A 15994-nucleotide genomic window follows, 5' to 3' on the forward strand; every position below is an offset into this window, starting at 1 on the left:
GCGGCGGTGGACGGGCCGGTCGCGCGGAGCACACGCCGCGCGGGCCGCTCGGGACGTGTTCCCCTCCCCCTGGTGCTGACCGTCCTCGCGCTGCTGCTGGTGGTCTCCGCCACCGCCGGCCTGGCCATCGGCTCGGTGCACGTGCCGCCCGGCCAGGTGTGGGGCATCGTCACGCACGCGCTGGGCGCCGACTGGCGGGAGCCGTCCTGGACCCGCGCCCGGGAGACCATCGTCCTGGACGTGCGGGCGCCGCGTGTGCTGCTCGGCGCCGTGACCGGGGCCGGGCTGGCGGTGGTGGGCACGGCGATGCAGGCCCTGATCCGCAATCCGCTGGCCGAGCCGTACCTGCTGGGCGTGTCCTCCGGCGCGTCACTGGGCGCGGTCTCGGTGATCGTGCTCGGCGTGGGCGTGCTCGGCCCCGTCTCGCTGCCGGCCGCCGCGTTCGCCGGTGCCCTGGGCGCGCTGCTGGTGGTGTACGCGACCGCGCGCACCGGCGGACGCATCACCTCGGTACGGCTCGTGCTGTCCGGTGTGGCGGTGGCGTCGGTGCTCACCGCGGTCACGGACCTGCTGCTTCTCACCACCGGCCGGGGCAACGAGGCCCGTGCCGTCCTCGCCTGGACCCTCGGCGGCCTCGGCGGCGTCGGCTGGGACACGCTCTGGCTGCCGGGCGCCGCCCTGCTGCTGGGCACCGCCGTCCTGCTGGTGCAGGCACGGAATCTGAACCTGCTGCTGGCGGGCGAGGAGGCCGCGGGCACGATGGGGCTCGACGTGGCCCGGTTCCGGGCCCGCATGTTCGTCCTGCTGTCCCTGGTCACCGGGGTGCTGGTCGCGGCGGCCGGGCCGATCGGCTTCGTCGGCCTGATGCTGCCGCACACCGTGCGGCTCCTGGTCGGCGGCGACCACCGCCGCGTGCTGCCGACGGCCGCTCTGGGCGGAGCCGTCTTCCTGATGTGGGCCGACATCGCCGCCCGCACCGTCGCGGCGCCGATGGAACTTCCCGTCGGGGTGCTCACCGCGCTGTGCGGGGGTCCCTTCTTCCTCTGGCTCATGCGCCGGGACGCCCGGCGGAACGGCGAACGAGGAGCGGCATGAGCGACGCGACCGGACGCGGCGCCGACGGTGCCGCCCTGACCGTCGACGGCGTCACCCTGACCGCCGGTGCGCGCCACCTGGTCCGGGACGTCTCCCTGCGCGCCGGCCCCGGCGAGGTCGTCGGTCTGGTCGGCCCCAATGGCAGCGGCAAGTCCAGCCTGCTGCGCGCCGTCTACCGCGTGCTGCGCCCCGACGCCGGACACGTACGGGTCGACGGGGCCGACGCCTGGCACCTGCCCGTGCGCGGGCTGGCGCGCACCCTGGCCGCGGTGGTCCAGGAACCGGTGGCCGCCTTCGACCTGACGGTGCGTGAGGTCGTCGCGATGGGGCGTACCCCGCACAAGGGCCTGCTCGACGGCGACACGGCGAAGGACGCGCGGCTGATCGCGTCGGCTCTCGCGTCCGTGGACATGGGCGCTCTCGCCGACCGCACCTTCGACCGGCTCTCCGGCGGTGAACGCCAACGCGTGCTCATCGCCCGTGCTCTCGCCCAGCAGCCCTCACTGCTCGTCCTCGACGAGCCCACCAACCATCTGGACATACGCCACCAACTCGACGTCCTCGGCGTCCTGCGGCAGCTACCCGCCACCGTCCTGGTCGCGCTCCACGACCTCAACCTGGCGGCGTACTACTGCGATCGCCTCTACGTGCTGCGCGCGGGCGCGGTCGTCGTGTCCGGCCCGCCCGCCGAGGTGATCACCGAGGAACTGCTGGGCGAGGTCTACGGGGTGGCGGGCGAGGTCGTCGTCCACCCCCGTACGGGAGCGCCCCATGTGACCTTCCTGCCCGGGAAACCGGGACCGCGCCGGACCGCGCCCGACCCGGCGGACGGGCCCGCCCCGTGAGCGAGCGGGGCCGGCGCAGGCGGCCCGCCCCCGACTTCTCGTACGGCGGCGGCCGACCACCGTGGCCGCCCGTTGCCCCACGGCCCATCCACCCTTCCTCCAGGACGAGTTCGCCGTTCGGCCGATCGTTGTTCACCAACCGGAAGCTGACTGACAGTCACCATGCATACAATTCCCGTCGAACACCGAGTCCCGGCAGTCCGCTCGGTCCGCACCAACGCGCCCGGCCGGGCTGAGTGCCTGTGCCGCGGCACGTGCAGTACTTCCTGACCGATCCGGTTGTCCGGGGGAAACCCTCGCGGCCGGCCGACACTATGGAGCACTTTCCGTGATGGATCGTACGAGGCGGTCGAGCACTCTGATCGTCGGGGGCATGACAGCGGTGCTGCTGACGGGTTGCGGCTCCGAGGACCAGATCTGGCCGTCCGAGAGCAAGGACAGGATGGTCGTCGGGATGTCCGACGGCATCCTCGCCACCGATCCCGCCTCGGGGTACGACCCGGGGTCCTGGCTTCTGTTCAACAACGTCTTCCAGTCCTTGCTGAGCTTCCCGCCCGCTTCCTCCACCCCCGTGCCGGAGGCCGCCGAGGAGTGCGGCTTCTCGAACGGCAGCAGGACGTACACCTGCACCCTGCGCGACGGACTGAAGTTCAGCAACGGCAACACCCTCACGTCCAAGGACGTGAAGTACTCCTTCGACCGTACGATCGCGATCGACGACCCGACGGGCCCGGCGCCGATGCTGTCCACCATCAAGTCGATCGACACCCCGGACGACAAGACCGTCGTCTTCCGCCTCAAGGTGCCCGACGCGACGTTTCCCAGCAAGATCGCCTCTGGTGCCGGCTCCATCGTGGACCGCCGGGTCTATCCGAAGGACCGTTTGCTCGGGGGCGGCAAGACGGTCGGCTCCGGGCCCTACAAGCTGGACTCCATCGACAAGTCGAAGGCCGACTTCTCGGTCTACTCCGGCTATCGCGGAAACGCCGAGGTGAAGAACTCCGGCGTGACGCTGAAGCTCTTCCGCGGCGATCAGCAGGCTCTGCGGTCGTCCCTGGAGAAGGGCGACGTCGACATCGCCTACCGCGGCCTCACCGCCAAGGCGATAGCCGCCCTTGACTCCTCGGCCGGCGCGAAGAAGGACGGCATCAAGGTGGTGCAGGGCAGCAGCGCCGAAGTCCAGCACCTGGTCTTCAACGTCGCCGATCCCGTCGTCGGCAAGCTCGCCGTGCGCAAGGCCATCGCCCATCTCGTCGACCGCTACTCCCTGGTCAGCAAGGTGTACCAGGACACGGCGACGCCGCTCTACTCCGTGGTCCCGGTCGGCATCACCGGCCACGGCACCTCGTTCTTCGACATGTACGGCGACAGTCCGAAGCCGGGCGAGGCGCGGGACGCCCTGCGCGAATCCGGAATCACCGAGAAGGTGAGGCTCACCCTCTGGTCCACACCGAGCCGTTACGGCCCTGCCACCGATGACGAACTGCGCACCATTGCCGACCAGTTGAACAAAAGCGGACTGTTCGACGCCGACGTGAAGTCCGTCCCGTTCAACCAGTACGAGAAGAACATCGCCGAAGGAAAGTACGGCGTCTACGTCAAGGGCTGGGTGCCGGACTACCCCGACCCCGACAACTTCACCCAGCCGTTCTTCGGCGAGAACAACGTGCTGTCGAACAACTACGAGAACAACGAGATAACCGACCGGATCATCCCGCGCACCGCCTCCGTGACCAACCGCGCCGACACCCGGCAGGACTTCATCGAACTGCAGGACATCGTGGCGCGGGAGCTGCCGTTCCTGCCGCTCTGGCAGGGCCAGCAGTACGCGGTCGCCCACGAGAGCGTCCGGGGGCTGCAGAACTGCCTGGACACCTCGACGGTCTTCCGTTTCTGGGAGCTCAGCTCCGCGAAGTGAGTACCGCGCCACACCACGAGTGCAGTGCCGCGGAAGGCGGGCGAGGGATCGTCCGGAAGAGAGGCGTTCGCCCGGAAATCCGGGTGCGTCCGGTGCGCGCGACCGCACGGCGGCGGGGAGCGCGGCGGGCCGCGCCCCACGACCGGCCGTACGACAAGCGCGTTCCGGACGCCCGGGCGTGCCGGCTGACGGCCGGCGACGCTCGCCCGTGTCCCGACTCCGCCGGCGGAGCCGGCTGCCTTGGCGACGCGCACGGCGGTCTCATGCGAGGAAGCGCGCGGCCGTCCGCAGATCCGAGAGCAGCCCTCCGTACGCCTCGGCCCGGTCCTTCGCCCGCAACACGGCCGAAGGGTGCACCGTGGCAAGGAACTGGTGCGTCGCGTCGTCGCGCCCGTCGACCGGCGCCGACTGCTGGACATGACGCCTCCTCGTTCGCCGCCCCGTGCGAGGCGACGGCCCTTCGGCGCCCTGCCGCTTCGGGCGGGGGTGGAATCCATCGTTTCAGGTCTGGGCCGGTCTGTCCCGGTGGTGGCGGGGCGCGGCGGCAGCCGAGGCGAACACCTCGCAGAAGTCGTCACCCCCGGTGGCCGCCCGTCAGCACGGGAACATCACCGCCCCGAGAGGCGGGATGGCCGGGTGACTGGTTCGCTGGATGAGTCGGCCCGTTCCGGCGAAGCGGGAGCCGGACCGGACGACACGCGACCGCGTCGGACACTCGTGCCTCTGTCCCACACCGGCGCGCTCGCACCCTCGGCGGGACGGCAGCGGCCCATTGCACGGGCACACGCCCGAAGGCGCACCGGTCCGCCTCTGCCAGCAGTACCACCGTGAGGAGGGACGCCCATGCGTGCACTCACCTGGCAGGGACGTCGGGACGTGCGGGTCGAGAATGTCCCGGATCCGCGTATCGAGGAGCCCACGGACATCGTCGTGCGGATCACCTCGACGGGCATCTGCGGCTCCGACCTGCACCTGTACGAGGTGCTCGGGCCCTACCTCGACCCGGGCGACATCCTCGGCCACGAACCGATGGGAGTGGTCGAGGAGGTCGGACCGGACGTGACGGCGCTGCGTGTGGGGGACCGTGTCGTGGTTCCCTTCAACGTCTCCTGCGGCACCTGCTTCATGTGCGAGAGCGGCCTGCACTCCCAGTGCGAGACCACGCAGGTCCGTACGCACGGGACGGGAGCCGCGCTGTTCGGTTACACCAAGCTGTACGGGCAGGTGCCCGGCGGGCAGGCGGAACTGCTGCGCGTGCCGTTCGGTGACACCCTGCCGATCCGGGTTCCGGACGGGCCGCCCGACGACCGGTTCGTCTACCTGTCCGACGTACTGCCGACCGCCTGGCAGGCCGTACGGTACGCGTCCGTCCCGCCCGGGGGCAGCGTCACGGTACTGGGTCTCGGCCCGATCGGGGACATGGCCACCAGGGTGGCCCGCCACCTCGGCGCCGGGCTGGTGATCGGCACCGACCTGGTGCCGGAACGGCTGGCCAGGGCCGCCGCGCGAGGCGTGCAGGTCTTCGACGTGAACCGTTGCGGCAAGGATCTGCCCGACGCGATCCGGGAGATCACCCACGGCCGGGGGACCGACGCCGTCATCGACGCGGTGGGCATGGAGGCACACGGTGCGCCCCTCGCGAAGACCGCGCAGTGGGCCACCGGTCTTCTGCCGGACATGGTCGCCCGCAGGCTCATGGAGCGCGCCGGCGTGGACCGGCTCGCCGCCCTGTACACCGCGATCGACGTGGTGCGACGGGGTGGCACCGTCTCGGTCTGTGGGGTCTACGGGGGCGCGGTGGACCCACTGCCCCTGTTCACCCTGTTCGACAAGCAGATCCAGTTGCGGATGGGGCAGGCCAACGTGAGGCGCTGGGTGCCCGAGATCCTTCCACTGCTCGACGACGAGGACACACTCGGCGTGGACGGTTTCGCGACCCACCGCCTGCCGCTGTCCGACGGCCCCGAGGCGTACGCGATGTTCCAGGGCAAGGAGGACGGAATGGTCAAGACCCTCCTGTGTCCGTAGCGTCCGGCGCCGCGCCGCTCACGGTGGGCGACGGCTCGCCGCCGGCGCGCGGACCGTGTTCCGCACGAGCCTCCGGAAAGGAGCGGAAGGACGATGAGCACACACGCGAGTTTGCGCGTCGTGGTGACGGGGGCGACCGGCAATGTGGGGACCAGTGTCGTCGGGGCCCTGTCCGAGGACCCGGACGTGGCGGCCGTCGTCGGTCTCGCCCGTCGGCTCCCGCGCATATCGGTCCCGGGCGTGGAGTGGGCCACGGTGGACCTCTCCCGGCACGACAGCCCCAGCACCCTGGACCACCACCTTGCCGGCGCGGACGCCGTCGTTCACCTGGCCTGGCGCTTCCAGCCCACCCATGACCCGGTGGTCACCTGGCAGAGCAATGTCCTGGGGTCGGTCCGCGTCTTCGAAGCCGTGGCGAGGGCGGGCGTACCGGCCCTGGTGCACGCCTCCTCGGTGGGTGCCTACTCCCCCGGTCCGAAGGACGAACCGGGTGTGAGCGAGGAGTGGCCCACGCATGGCTGGCCGGATGCCGCCTACTGCCGGGAGAAGTCCTACCTGGAGCGTGTGCTGGACGCCTTCGAGCTGCGGCACCCGCGGATCCGGGTGGTCAGGATGCGGCCCGGTTTCCTGTTCAAGGAGCAGGCCGCCAGCGAACAGCGGCGCATCTTCGCGGGCCGCCGCGTACCCGGCGCTCTCCTGCGCCCGGACCTGCTCCCGTTCGTGCCCGATCTGGCCGGGCTGCGATTCCAGGCGCTTCACACCGACGACGCGGCGCAGGCATACCGGGCGGCCGTGGTCGGTGACGTGCGGGGAGCGTTCAACCTGGCGGCGGAGCCGGTCATCGACGCGCCGGAACTCGCGGATCTGCTGGGCGCCCGGGTCGTACGTGTGCCGAGGACGCTGGTGCGGACGGCCCTGACGGCGGCGTGGCACACCCACGCGATCCCCGCTTCCCCGCACCTGTTCGACGCGGTCCTGCGACTTCCCGTCCTCGACTGCTCCCGGGCACATGACCTGCTGGACTGGCGACCGGCCAGGACGGCGCAGGAGGCGCTGTCGTCGTTTCTGAGCGGCGTGCGCAGCGGCGCGGGTCTGCAGACCCCGCCGCTCGTCGGCAGCCGGTGGGGATGAGCCGCGGTGGCGGGGGCTGGTCGTGACCGGTCGCTCGTGGGTGCGGCGGTCGGCGCCGCCCGCCGTCGGTACCCGGGCGCCGCCCGACGCCGGGACGAGTACGGTCCGCGGGAGCCGACGGGACCCGCCCGGAACCGGAAAGGCCGGCCGGCTCCCTCAGGGCGGTCCCGTCATCCCCCGGCGGGCGCGCGACGCCACCTGCGGCGCCTGGCCCGGTGCCCTTCTGGAACTCCCCACCGCTCGGTGGCCCCTGGAGGAGGAAAGGTCATGAAGTTCCATCCCCTCTCGCGCTCTCCTGGATCGGACACCGGCGCCCGCACGACCGTCGACGCCGCAGCCCTGGAGAAGGCCCTGCGCGCACGCGTGCGGGGAGAAGTGCGCTTCGACGCGGGCAGCCGGGGCGCCTACTCCACGGACGGGTCGAACTACCGGCAGGTGCCGATCGCCGTCGTCGTGCCCGGTGATGTCGAGGCGGCAGCCGAGGCGGTGAAGGTGTGCGCACGCTTCGGCGCACCGGTGCTGTCCCGGGGCGGGGGGACGAGCCTGGCCGGCCAGTGCACGAACGCGGCCGTGGTCGTCGACTGGACCAAGTACTGCGACCGGCTGGTCTCCGTGGACGCCGGGCGCAGGACCTGTGTGGTCGAGCCCGGCATCGTGCTGGACGAGCTGAACCGGCAACTCTCCTGTACGAACCTGCAGTTCGGCCCGAAACCGGCGACACACAGTCACTGCGCGCTGGGCGGGATGATCGGGAACAACTCCTGCGGCGCGTCGGCACAGGCGTACGGCAAGACCGTGGACAACGTGCGGCGTCTGGAGATCCTGACCTATGACGGGCTGCACTGCTGGGTGGGGCCCACCTCGCGGGAGGAGTACGAGGCCGTCGTCGCCGCCGGGGGCCGTCGCGCGGAGCTCTACGCCGGTCTGCGGCGGGTGGTCGACGGCCATCTGGCGGACATCCGCCGTGGCTTCCCCCGTATTCCACGCCGAGTGTCCGGGTACAACCTCGACTCGCTGCTGCCGGAGAACGGATTCGACCTGGCACGCGCGCTCGTCGGGAGCGAGGGCACTCTCGTCACCGTCCTGCGCGCCGAGCTCGATCTGGTGCCCGTGCCGTCGTGCGAGGCGATGGTCGTGCTCGGATACGACGACATCTGTGCCGCGGCCGACGACGTGCCGCGGCTGCTGGAGTGCTGCGAGCCGGAGTTGCTGGAGGCACTGGACGGGCGGATGGCGCAGCTCATGCGCGAGGAGGGCTCCCATCTGGAGTCGCTGGACACCTTTCCGCAGGGGGAGAGCTGGCTGCTCGTCCAGTTCAGTGGCGAGAGCCGGGACGCCGTGGACGCGCAGGCACGGGACCTGCTCGACGCGCTCGGCCGCCATGCCGGCGAGCCGACGGTCTCGCTCTCGGACGACCCGGCGCGCGAGGGGAAGATGCTCCGGGCGCGCGAGGCGGGCCTGGGCGTGACCGCGCGCCCGCCCGACGGCCGGGAGACCTGGGAGGGATGGGAGGACTCCGCCGTTCCGCCGCACCGGCTCGGTGACTATCTTCGCGACCTCAAGGCGCTGTTCGCGGAATTCGACTACGACCGTCCCGCTCTCTACGGGCACTTCGGCCAGGGATGCGTGCACACGCGGATCCCCTTCGGGCTCACGCACGCCGAAGGGGTCGCTGCCTTCCGGGAATTCCTGTTCCGCGCCGCCGACCTGGTCACGTCCTACGGCGGTTCCCTCTCCGGGGAACACGGCGACGGGCAGGCACGGGGTGAACTGCTGCACCGGATGTTCGGCCGGACGCTCGTCGACGCCTTCGGGGAGGTGAAGCACCTCTTCGACCCGGACAACAGGATGAATCCCGGGAAGGTCGTCGCGCCGCGCCGGAGCGACGAGGACCTCCGGCTCGGAGCGCGGTGGCGTCCGGCCGACCGTGCCACGCACTTCGGTTATCCGGACGACGACGGCTCCTTCGCACAAGCGGTGAAGCGCTGTGTCGGGATCGGCGACTGCCGGAGCCACACCGGCGGGGTGATGTGCCCCTCCTACCGGGCAACGGGTGAGGAGGAGCACTCCACGCGCGGCCGGGCACGCCTGCTCTTCGAGATGCTGGGCGGTCACCCGGATTCGCCGGTGACCGACGGCTGGCGCTCGACCGAGGTGCGCGACGCGCTCGACCTGTGTCTGTCCTGCAAGGGGTGCAGATCCGACTGCCCGGTGGGAGTGGACATGGCCACCTACAAGGCCGAGTTCCTGTCCCATTACTACGCCTGGCGGCCACGCCCCGCGGCCCACTACTCATTGGGTTGGCTGCCCCTGTGGGCGCGAGCGGCACGCCTGGCGCCGCGTCCGGTGAACGCCCTGCTCCACGCCCCCGGTCTCGCCCGTGCCGGAAAGCACCTCGCGGGGGTGGCGGCCGAACGGACTGCGCCGGTCTTCGCACGGGAGTCCTTCGGCCAGTGGTGGGCAGAACGCCGGACACCGCAGCCCGACCCGGCGGACGGCCGTGCGGTCGTGCTGTGGCCGGACACGTTCAGCAACCACTTCCACCCGGCCGTCGCGAAGGCGGCGGTGCGGGTCCTGGAGGACGCCGGATTCCGGGTGGTGATGCCGCCGCAGCCCGTGTGCTGCGGCCTGACCTGGATCTCCACCGGCCAACTGGTCACCGCGGAAAGGGTGCTGCGCCGCACGGTGGACCTGTTGCGGCCATGGATCGAAGCCGGCACGCCCGTGGTGGGTCTGGAGCCTTCGTGCGTCGCCGCCCTGCGGAGCGACGCCCCCGAGCTCATGCCGCGAGACCTCGACGTCCAGCGACTGTCCCGGCAGCTGCGCACGTTCGCGGAACTGCTGCTCGACGACGTCCCGGACGCGAGCTGGCGGCCGCCGCGACTGGACCGGACCGCCGTCGTCCAGACGCACTGCCACCAGCACGCCGTGCTGGAGCACGACGCCGACCGCGAACTGATGCGTCACGCCGGCATCGAGGCCGTCGTGCTGGACGAGGGCTGCTGCGGGCTGGCCGGGAACTTCGGCTTCGAACGGGGGCACCACGCTCTTTCCCTCGCCATCGGCGAACTGGGCGTCCTGCCCGCCGTACGGGCCGCTCCCCCCGGAGCGCTGGTCCTGGCGGACGGCTTCAGCTGCCGCACCCAGATCGAGGAAGGAGGAACCGGCCGGCGCGCGATGCATCTGGCGGAGGCCCTGGCTCTCGGCCTGGACGGCCCTCTGCCCGCGGACCACCCGGAGAAACTCACCGACCGGCCCGAGGCCCCGGCGCAGGACGCTCGGCGCATGACGGCCGCCGTCCTCGCCCTGGGGGTGGCGGCGGGCGCGGGGGCGTACCTCGCGCGGCGGCGGAGCCTCGCCGGGCCCCCGCTCTGAGCACGACCGGCGCCGCCGTCACCTCCCGGCACCGGGAGCATCCCGCGACGGCGGCCCGGCGATCGCGAGCACACGCAACGAGACGAAGGGAAACCGAGGCCGATGAAGGTGTCCGACTACGTTCTCCAGCGCCTGCGCGAGTGGGAGGTGGATCGTGTCTTCGCCTACGCCGGCGACGGCATCAACGGTCTCCTCGCCGCCTGGGGGCGCGCCGACAACCGACCCGAGTTCATCCAGGCCCGACACGAGGAGATGGCCGCCTTCGAAGCGGTGGGCTACGCCAAGTTCTCCGGCCGGGTGGGGGTCTGCGCGGCGACCTCGGGCCCCGGAGCCATCCACCTCCTGAACGGGCTGTACGACGCGAAGCTCGACCATGTCCCCGTGGTGGCCATCGCGGGGCAGACGGACCGCAGCGCCATGGGCGGCTCCTACCAGCAGGAGGTCGACCTGCTGAGCCTGTACAAGGACGTCGCCTCGGACTTCTGCGAGATGGTGACCGTGCCGGAGCAGTTGCCCAACGTCATCGACCGGGCCTTTCGCACCGCGTACGCCCGGCGCACGGTGACGGCGGTCATCATCCCCGCGGATGTGCAGGAGCTCGACTACACCCCGCCCACGCACGCCTTCAAGATGGTGCCCTCCAGCCTGGGCGCGGTGTCCTCGGCGCCGGTGCCTTCCGGCGAGGACCTCACGCGGGCCGCCGACGTGCTGAACGCGGGCGAGAAGGTCGCCGTGCTGATCGGGCAGGGCGCCCGGCACGCACGGGCGGAGGTCGAGGAGCTCGCGGACGTGCTCGGTGCCGGAGTGGCCAAGGCGCTGCTGGGCAAGGACGTCCTGTCCGACGAGCTCCCGTACGTGACCGGGGCCGTCGGCCTGCTGGGCACCCGGCCGTCGTACGAGCTCATGCGTGACTGCGACACGCTGCTGGTGGTGGGCTCCAGCTTCCCGTACACACAGTTCCTGCCCGAGCTGGATCAGGCCCGCGCGGTGCAGATCGACATCGATCCGCACATGATCGGGCTGCGGTACCCGTTCGAGGTGAACCTGGTCGGTGACGCGAAGGAGACGATCAAGGCACTGCTGCCGAGGCTGCGGCAAAAGAAGCACGGGGCGTGGCGCAAGAAGATCGAGAAGGACACCGCGCGCTGGTGGGAGGTCATGGAGCGGCGCGCGGCGGTGGAGGCCGACCCGATCAATCCGGAGTACGTCCTGCACTGCGCCGACGCGCTCCTGCCGGACGACCTCATGCTCGCCGCCGACTCCGGTTCCGGGGCGAATTGGTACGCGCGCCACCTGCGTCTGCGCGGCCGGATGCGCGGTTCGCTCTCGGGCACCCTCGCCACGATGGGTCCGGGCGTTCCGTACGTGATCGGCGCGAAGTTCGCCCACCCCGAGCGGCCCGCGCTGGCGATCGTCGGGGACGGCGCCATGCAGATGAACGGCATGGCGGAGCTCATCACCGTCGCGAAATACTGGTCGCGGTGGCAGGATCCGCGGCTGGTCGTCGCGGTGCTCAACAACCAGGACCTGAACCAGGTCACCTGGGAGATGCGCGCCATGTCCGGTGCTCCGCAGTTCCTCCCTTCCCAGTCCCTGCCCGACGTGCCCTACGCCGCCTTCGCGCGCTCGATCGGTCTCGGCGGCGTGCGCGTGGAGGAGCCCGGCGGGGTCGAGGACGCCTGGCGGCGGGCGCTGTCGGCCGACCGGCCCTTCGTCATCGACTTCGTCACCGACCCGGCCGTCCCGCCGATCCCCCCGCACGCCACCCGGGATCAGGCCGAGGCGTTGGTCTCCGCCGTGGTCAAGGGGGACAGTGACCGCGGCGGCGTGGTCAAACAGGGGCTCAAGGCGAAGATGCAGGAGCTGCTGCCCGGGCACCGCCACCGTGACGGCGCCTCGCACGGGCGGGGGTCCTGAGTGAACGCGGTCCCGGCGTGGGGCGAGCCGCTCGTCGACGCCGTCGCTGCGACGGCGTACACCGTCCCGACGCAGACCCCGGAGGCGGACGGCACCCTCGCGTGGGACTCGACCACTCTGGTGCTCGTGCGGGCGCGCTCCGGCGGCTCGACGGGACTCGGCTACACCTACGGCGCGCCCGCCGCCGCCCGCGTCGTCGACGATCTGCTGGCCGGGACCGTGACCGGTCTGCGCGCTTGGGATCCGCCGGGCGCCAACGAGGCGATGAGGCGTGCGGTGCGCAACGCGGGCTTCCCGGGTCTGGTGGCCGGCGCCGTCTCAGCCGTCGACATCGCCCTGTGGGATCTCAAGGCCCGCCTGCTGGGGCTGCCCCTCGCGGATCTGCTGGGAGTCACTACCCGCGCTGTGCCCGTGTACGGCAGCGGCGGCTTCACCACCTACGGCGCCGCGCAACAGGACCGTCAACTGCGCCAGTGGGTCCACGAACAGGGGATCCCCAGGGTCAAGATCAAAGTCGGGGAGTCGTGGGGAGGTGCCGAACAGCGTGACCGGGAGCGCGTCGTCGCGGCACGCGCGAGCGTCGGCGACGCCGCGGAACTCTACGTGGACGCCAACGGCGCCTACACCCGCAAGCAGGCGATCAGGCTGGCCCGGTTCCTCGACGACGCGGGCGTGACCTGGTTCGAGGAACCGGTCTCCTCCGACGACCTGACGGGGCTGGCCCGCATCCGGGCCGCCGTGTCCCCCGACGTCACCGCCGGGGAGTACGGCTGCACACCGGCCTATTTCGGCGCGATGATCGCTTCGGGCGCGGTGGACTGCCTTCAGGCGGACGCGACCCGATGCGGAGGGATCACCGGGTGGCTGCGCACCGCCGCCCTGGCCGAAGCCGCCGGGCTTCAGATCTCCGCGCACTGCGCACCTCACGTCCACGGTCCCGTGGCGGCCGCGGTGCCCAACCTCCGGCACGTGGAGTGGTTCCACGACCACGTCCGTATCGAGCGGCGGCTTCTCGACGGCACACTGGACCCCTCAGGGGGAACGATCCCGCCGAGTTGTCCGGGCCGCACCGGCCTGGGTCTGGAACTGCGCGAGGAGGCCGCCGAACGCCACCGCGTCCGGTGACCCCGCCCCACGGTCGTCCGTGCCCGCTGTCACGGTCGTCGCTGTCACGGTCGTCCGGGCTGCTCGCCACCGCGGCACCGTTCACTGCCGGGCGGGGCGTCGCGTCCTCTGCTCGCCCATGCGCGCACGGCGAGCGCACCGGCGGCGAGCGCGTAGGCGGACCAGGCCGACCGGGCATGCCGGGAGACCCACATCTGCGGGGAACGGCCGTGCGCCCGGTCGTCGAACATGCCGTGAGCACCGTAGTCCCGCGCGGCGTCGCCCTCGCCGTCGAGCGGTTGCCAGAGATTGTGGGGCCGACCGGCGGGGACGGAACCCCCGGTCTGCTGGGACGCGTAGCCGGTGCGCGCGAGATGGCGGTCCAGCAGCCCTGCTGCGATCTTCTCGGCCAGGACGGTGGCGACGGTCGACGCCCCTACGTAGTACTGCTTGCGCCGTGGGTGGTCCGCGGCGTACACGACGGCACGGGCGGCGACCTCCGGCTGGTAGATGGGAGGCACCGGCTGCGGGTGCCGGGGCAGACGGGACAGGGTCCACGAGAACTGTGGTGTGTTGACGGCGGGCAATTGCACCACTGTGATCCGTACCCGGCTTCCCTCGTGCATGAGTTCGGTCCGGATCGAGGACGTGAATCCGTTCACGGCGTGCTTGGCTCCGCAGTACGCCGACTGCAACGGAATGGAACGCGCCCCGAGGGCCGAGCCCACTTGTACGACGGTGCCGCTGTCCCGGGGGACCATCCGGGACAGCGCCTCGCGCGTGCCGTTCACGCACCCGAGATAGGTGACCTCGGTGACGCGACGGAATTCCTCCGGACCGACCTCGGCGAACGGCGCGAACACCGATACGAAGGCCGCGTTGATCCATACGTCGATGGGGCCGAACGCTCGCTCGACGTGATCGGCCGCGGCCCGTACGGCGACGGGATCGGCCACGTCCGCCGGAACGACGAGCGCCTCGGCACCCAGTTCCCGCAGTTCGTCCGCGGCGGCTCGCAGCCCGGTCGGTCCTCGCGCGACGAGCCCGACCCGGTCGCCCCGGCGGGCGAATTCACGGGCGGTCGCACGCCCGACGCCGGCACTCGCTCCTGTCACGACGACCGTCCTGGACATGTGAGCCCCTTCCTTCACGACAGCGCCGAGCGCCCGTTCAGGCCGCTCCTTCTCCCGCCTCCGTCCGGGCCACGGACGAGGTGGACGCAGGGCCGGTACGACCTGCTCCCCCGGTTTCGGGAAACGTCCCCCGAGCCCGGGCCGACGGCGGTGTGGAGCTCTCACATCGCCACCGTGTGCCCGGCTTGCCGCACGGCCTCCCACCATGCCGTGATCTGCGGGTGGTTGGTGTCCGCGAGCGCACCGTCGACCTCGGGACCGAGAGAGCGGAACGCCTCATGCATGAGGGTTCGCCCTGCGCCGCGCAGGTGCGCGGGCTTCGTTGAACCGACGGGCCGCAGACCGTGTCGCACGGCCGCGCCTCAGCGGCCGAGCGCCTCGCGCAGTTGTCGCTTGTTCATGGACGAGCGGCCTTCGATGTTCTTCTTCTTGGCCTCCTCGTACAGTTGGTCGCGCGTCGGGCCTTGCGATCCGCTGTGGGAACGCTGTCCTCCGCGCTCGTACGCGGATTTCGGATCGCGGGTGGAGGTCTTGCTCGACGTGCGCGCCTCGCCCGACCGTGCCCGTTCCTTGTTCACGGTGCGTGCCGCGATCTCCTTCGCACGCTTCTCCGACGCTCCGCGCTTTTCGGCGCCTTCCTTGATGTGCTCGTATTGACGTTCCCGCTTCCTGCTCGATCCGGCCGGCATGTCGGCTCCTTGCTGTCGTCACCGCAGCCGCAGGCCGCGGCGAGGTAGGAGAGGACTCTTCCATTGCACGCGCCGCGACGGTCACACGCCACAGCAAAGGGAGGGCGACGCGGAAGGAATCGATGGCACCGACGGCGCGGCGGCAGCCACACGGGGCGGCTTCCCCGAGTCTGCGCAGGACGCGGGAAAACCCGGCCTTCTCCCGCCGCCTTTGCCCCGCGGCCGTGGATCGCATCCACACCGCGCCGATACGCCGGACAGGAACTACGTTGGAAAGAGAGCCCGAAACAGCCCATCGGAGGAGTCGCAATGGCTCACGGAAGCGGCAAGGACAAGATCAAGGGCAAGGCGAAGGAAACCCTGGGAAAGCTGACGGGAGACCGCCGCAAGGAAGCCGAGGGAAAGGCCGAGCAGGTCAAGGGCGAGATCAAGAAGAAGATGAGGGGCGGCCGTGACCGCACCCCGCCGCACGTACCGCCCGGTCGGTAGCCATCAATCGCCTTTCCGCCGCACGACCGGGAAAGGTCGGCCGGGCGGAAACCACATGACGGCCCGCACGCCCATCCGGGAAGTGCGGGCCGCTCCCGGCTCCGGGACGTCCTCCCGCTCTTCCGGGCCCGTTTCCAACGGCTCCAGGAAAGGTGCGGTCGCCGTTTCGGTCGGGCCGCGAAGGCCGGTGGAGGGCGCGAGTACGGAACGTCGGAACGAAGGAAGCCGTTCTCTCGCGCCTCCGCTCGACGTCCATGAGAACTCGACGTC

The 15994-nt window shown here is 71.3% G+C and carries 11 protein-coding genes and 1 pseudogene; 9 read left to right on the plus strand and 3 right to left on the minus strand.

Annotated elements, in window-relative coordinates; all coding sequences use genetic code 11:
* Positions 1–6: 6 nt before the first annotated feature.
* The 8 genes from ACGF2V_RS24225 to ACGF2V_RS24260 all read left to right on the plus strand — a co-directional run bounded on the left by ACGF2V_RS24225 (position 7) and on the right by ACGF2V_RS24260 (position 13434).
* A complete protein-coding gene (locus ACGF2V_RS24225) occupies positions 7–1095 on the plus strand; it encodes an iron ABC transporter permease (RefSeq protein WP_362624667.1) in 1089 nt (362 codons plus the stop codon).
* Positions 1092–1940 (plus strand): ABC transporter ATP-binding protein, encoded by an 849-nt coding sequence (locus ACGF2V_RS24230; RefSeq protein ID WP_362709102.1) that lies wholly within the window; start codon positions 1092–1094, stop codon positions 1938–1940. Before ACGF2V_RS24225 ends, ACGF2V_RS24230 begins: the two co-directional genes overlap by 4 nt.
* A gap of 373 nt (positions 1941–2313) precedes the next feature.
* Complete coding sequence (locus ACGF2V_RS24235; protein ID WP_362709100.1) at positions 2314–3858, plus strand: ABC transporter substrate-binding protein; 1545 nt, start codon at positions 2314–2316, stop codon at positions 3856–3858.
* A gap of 843 nt (positions 3859–4701) precedes the next feature.
* Positions 4702–5886, plus strand: a complete 1185-nt coding sequence (locus tag ACGF2V_RS24240; RefSeq protein ID WP_362709098.1) for a zinc-dependent alcohol dehydrogenase — start codon at positions 4702–4704, stop codon at positions 5884–5886.
* Between the two features lie 93 nt (positions 5887–5979).
* Positions 5980–7017, plus strand: a complete 1038-nt coding sequence (locus ACGF2V_RS24245) for an NAD-dependent epimerase/dehydratase family protein (RefSeq protein WP_362709096.1) — start codon at positions 5980–5982, stop codon at positions 7015–7017.
* A gap of 267 nt (positions 7018–7284) precedes the next feature.
* A complete protein-coding gene (locus ACGF2V_RS24250; protein WP_362709094.1) occupies positions 7285–10392 on the plus strand; it encodes an FAD-linked oxidase C-terminal domain-containing protein in 3108 nt (1035 codons plus the stop codon).
* 102 nt (positions 10393–10494) lie between these two features.
* On the plus strand, positions 10495–12309 hold the full coding sequence (locus tag ACGF2V_RS24255; RefSeq protein WP_362624561.1) for a thiamine pyrophosphate-requiring protein: 1815 nt from the start codon (positions 10495–10497) through the stop codon (positions 12307–12309).
* A complete protein-coding gene (locus ACGF2V_RS24260; protein ID WP_362624562.1) occupies positions 12310–13434 on the plus strand; it encodes an enolase C-terminal domain-like protein in 1125 nt (374 codons plus the stop codon). It begins immediately after the preceding gene.
* 44 nt (positions 13435–13478) lie between these two features.
* Here the strand turns inward: ACGF2V_RS24260 and ACGF2V_RS24265 are convergent, their stop codons facing one another.
* From ACGF2V_RS24265 to ACGF2V_RS24275, 3 genes and pseudogenes are all read right to left on the minus strand, one after another.
* Positions 13479–14546 (minus strand): SDR family oxidoreductase, encoded by a 1068-nt coding sequence (locus ACGF2V_RS24265; RefSeq protein ID WP_362709092.1) that lies wholly within the window; start codon positions 14544–14546, stop codon positions 13479–13481.
* A 164-nt stretch (positions 14547–14710) separates the two neighbouring features.
* Positions 14711–14830: pseudogene (locus ACGF2V_RS24270) on the minus strand (HAD family hydrolase); the annotation flags it as partial.
* Between the two features lie 78 nt (positions 14831–14908).
* On the minus strand, positions 14909–15235 hold the full coding sequence (locus ACGF2V_RS24275; protein WP_362624566.1) for a plasmid stabilization protein: 327 nt from the start codon (positions 15233–15235) through the stop codon (positions 14909–14911).
* Positions 15236–15544: 309 nt separating this feature from the next.
* Between ACGF2V_RS24275 and ACGF2V_RS24280 the strand changes: the two genes are divergently transcribed.
* Positions 15545–15724 (plus strand): CsbD family protein, encoded by a 180-nt coding sequence (locus ACGF2V_RS24280; protein WP_362624568.1) that lies wholly within the window; start codon positions 15545–15547, stop codon positions 15722–15724.
* Positions 15725–15994: the final 270 nt, after the last annotated feature.

The sequence above is a fragment of the Streptomyces sp. NPDC047982 genome (genome assembly GCF_043204165.1).
Classification (GTDB): domain Bacteria; phylum Actinomycetota; class Actinomycetes; order Streptomycetales; family Streptomycetaceae; genus Streptomyces.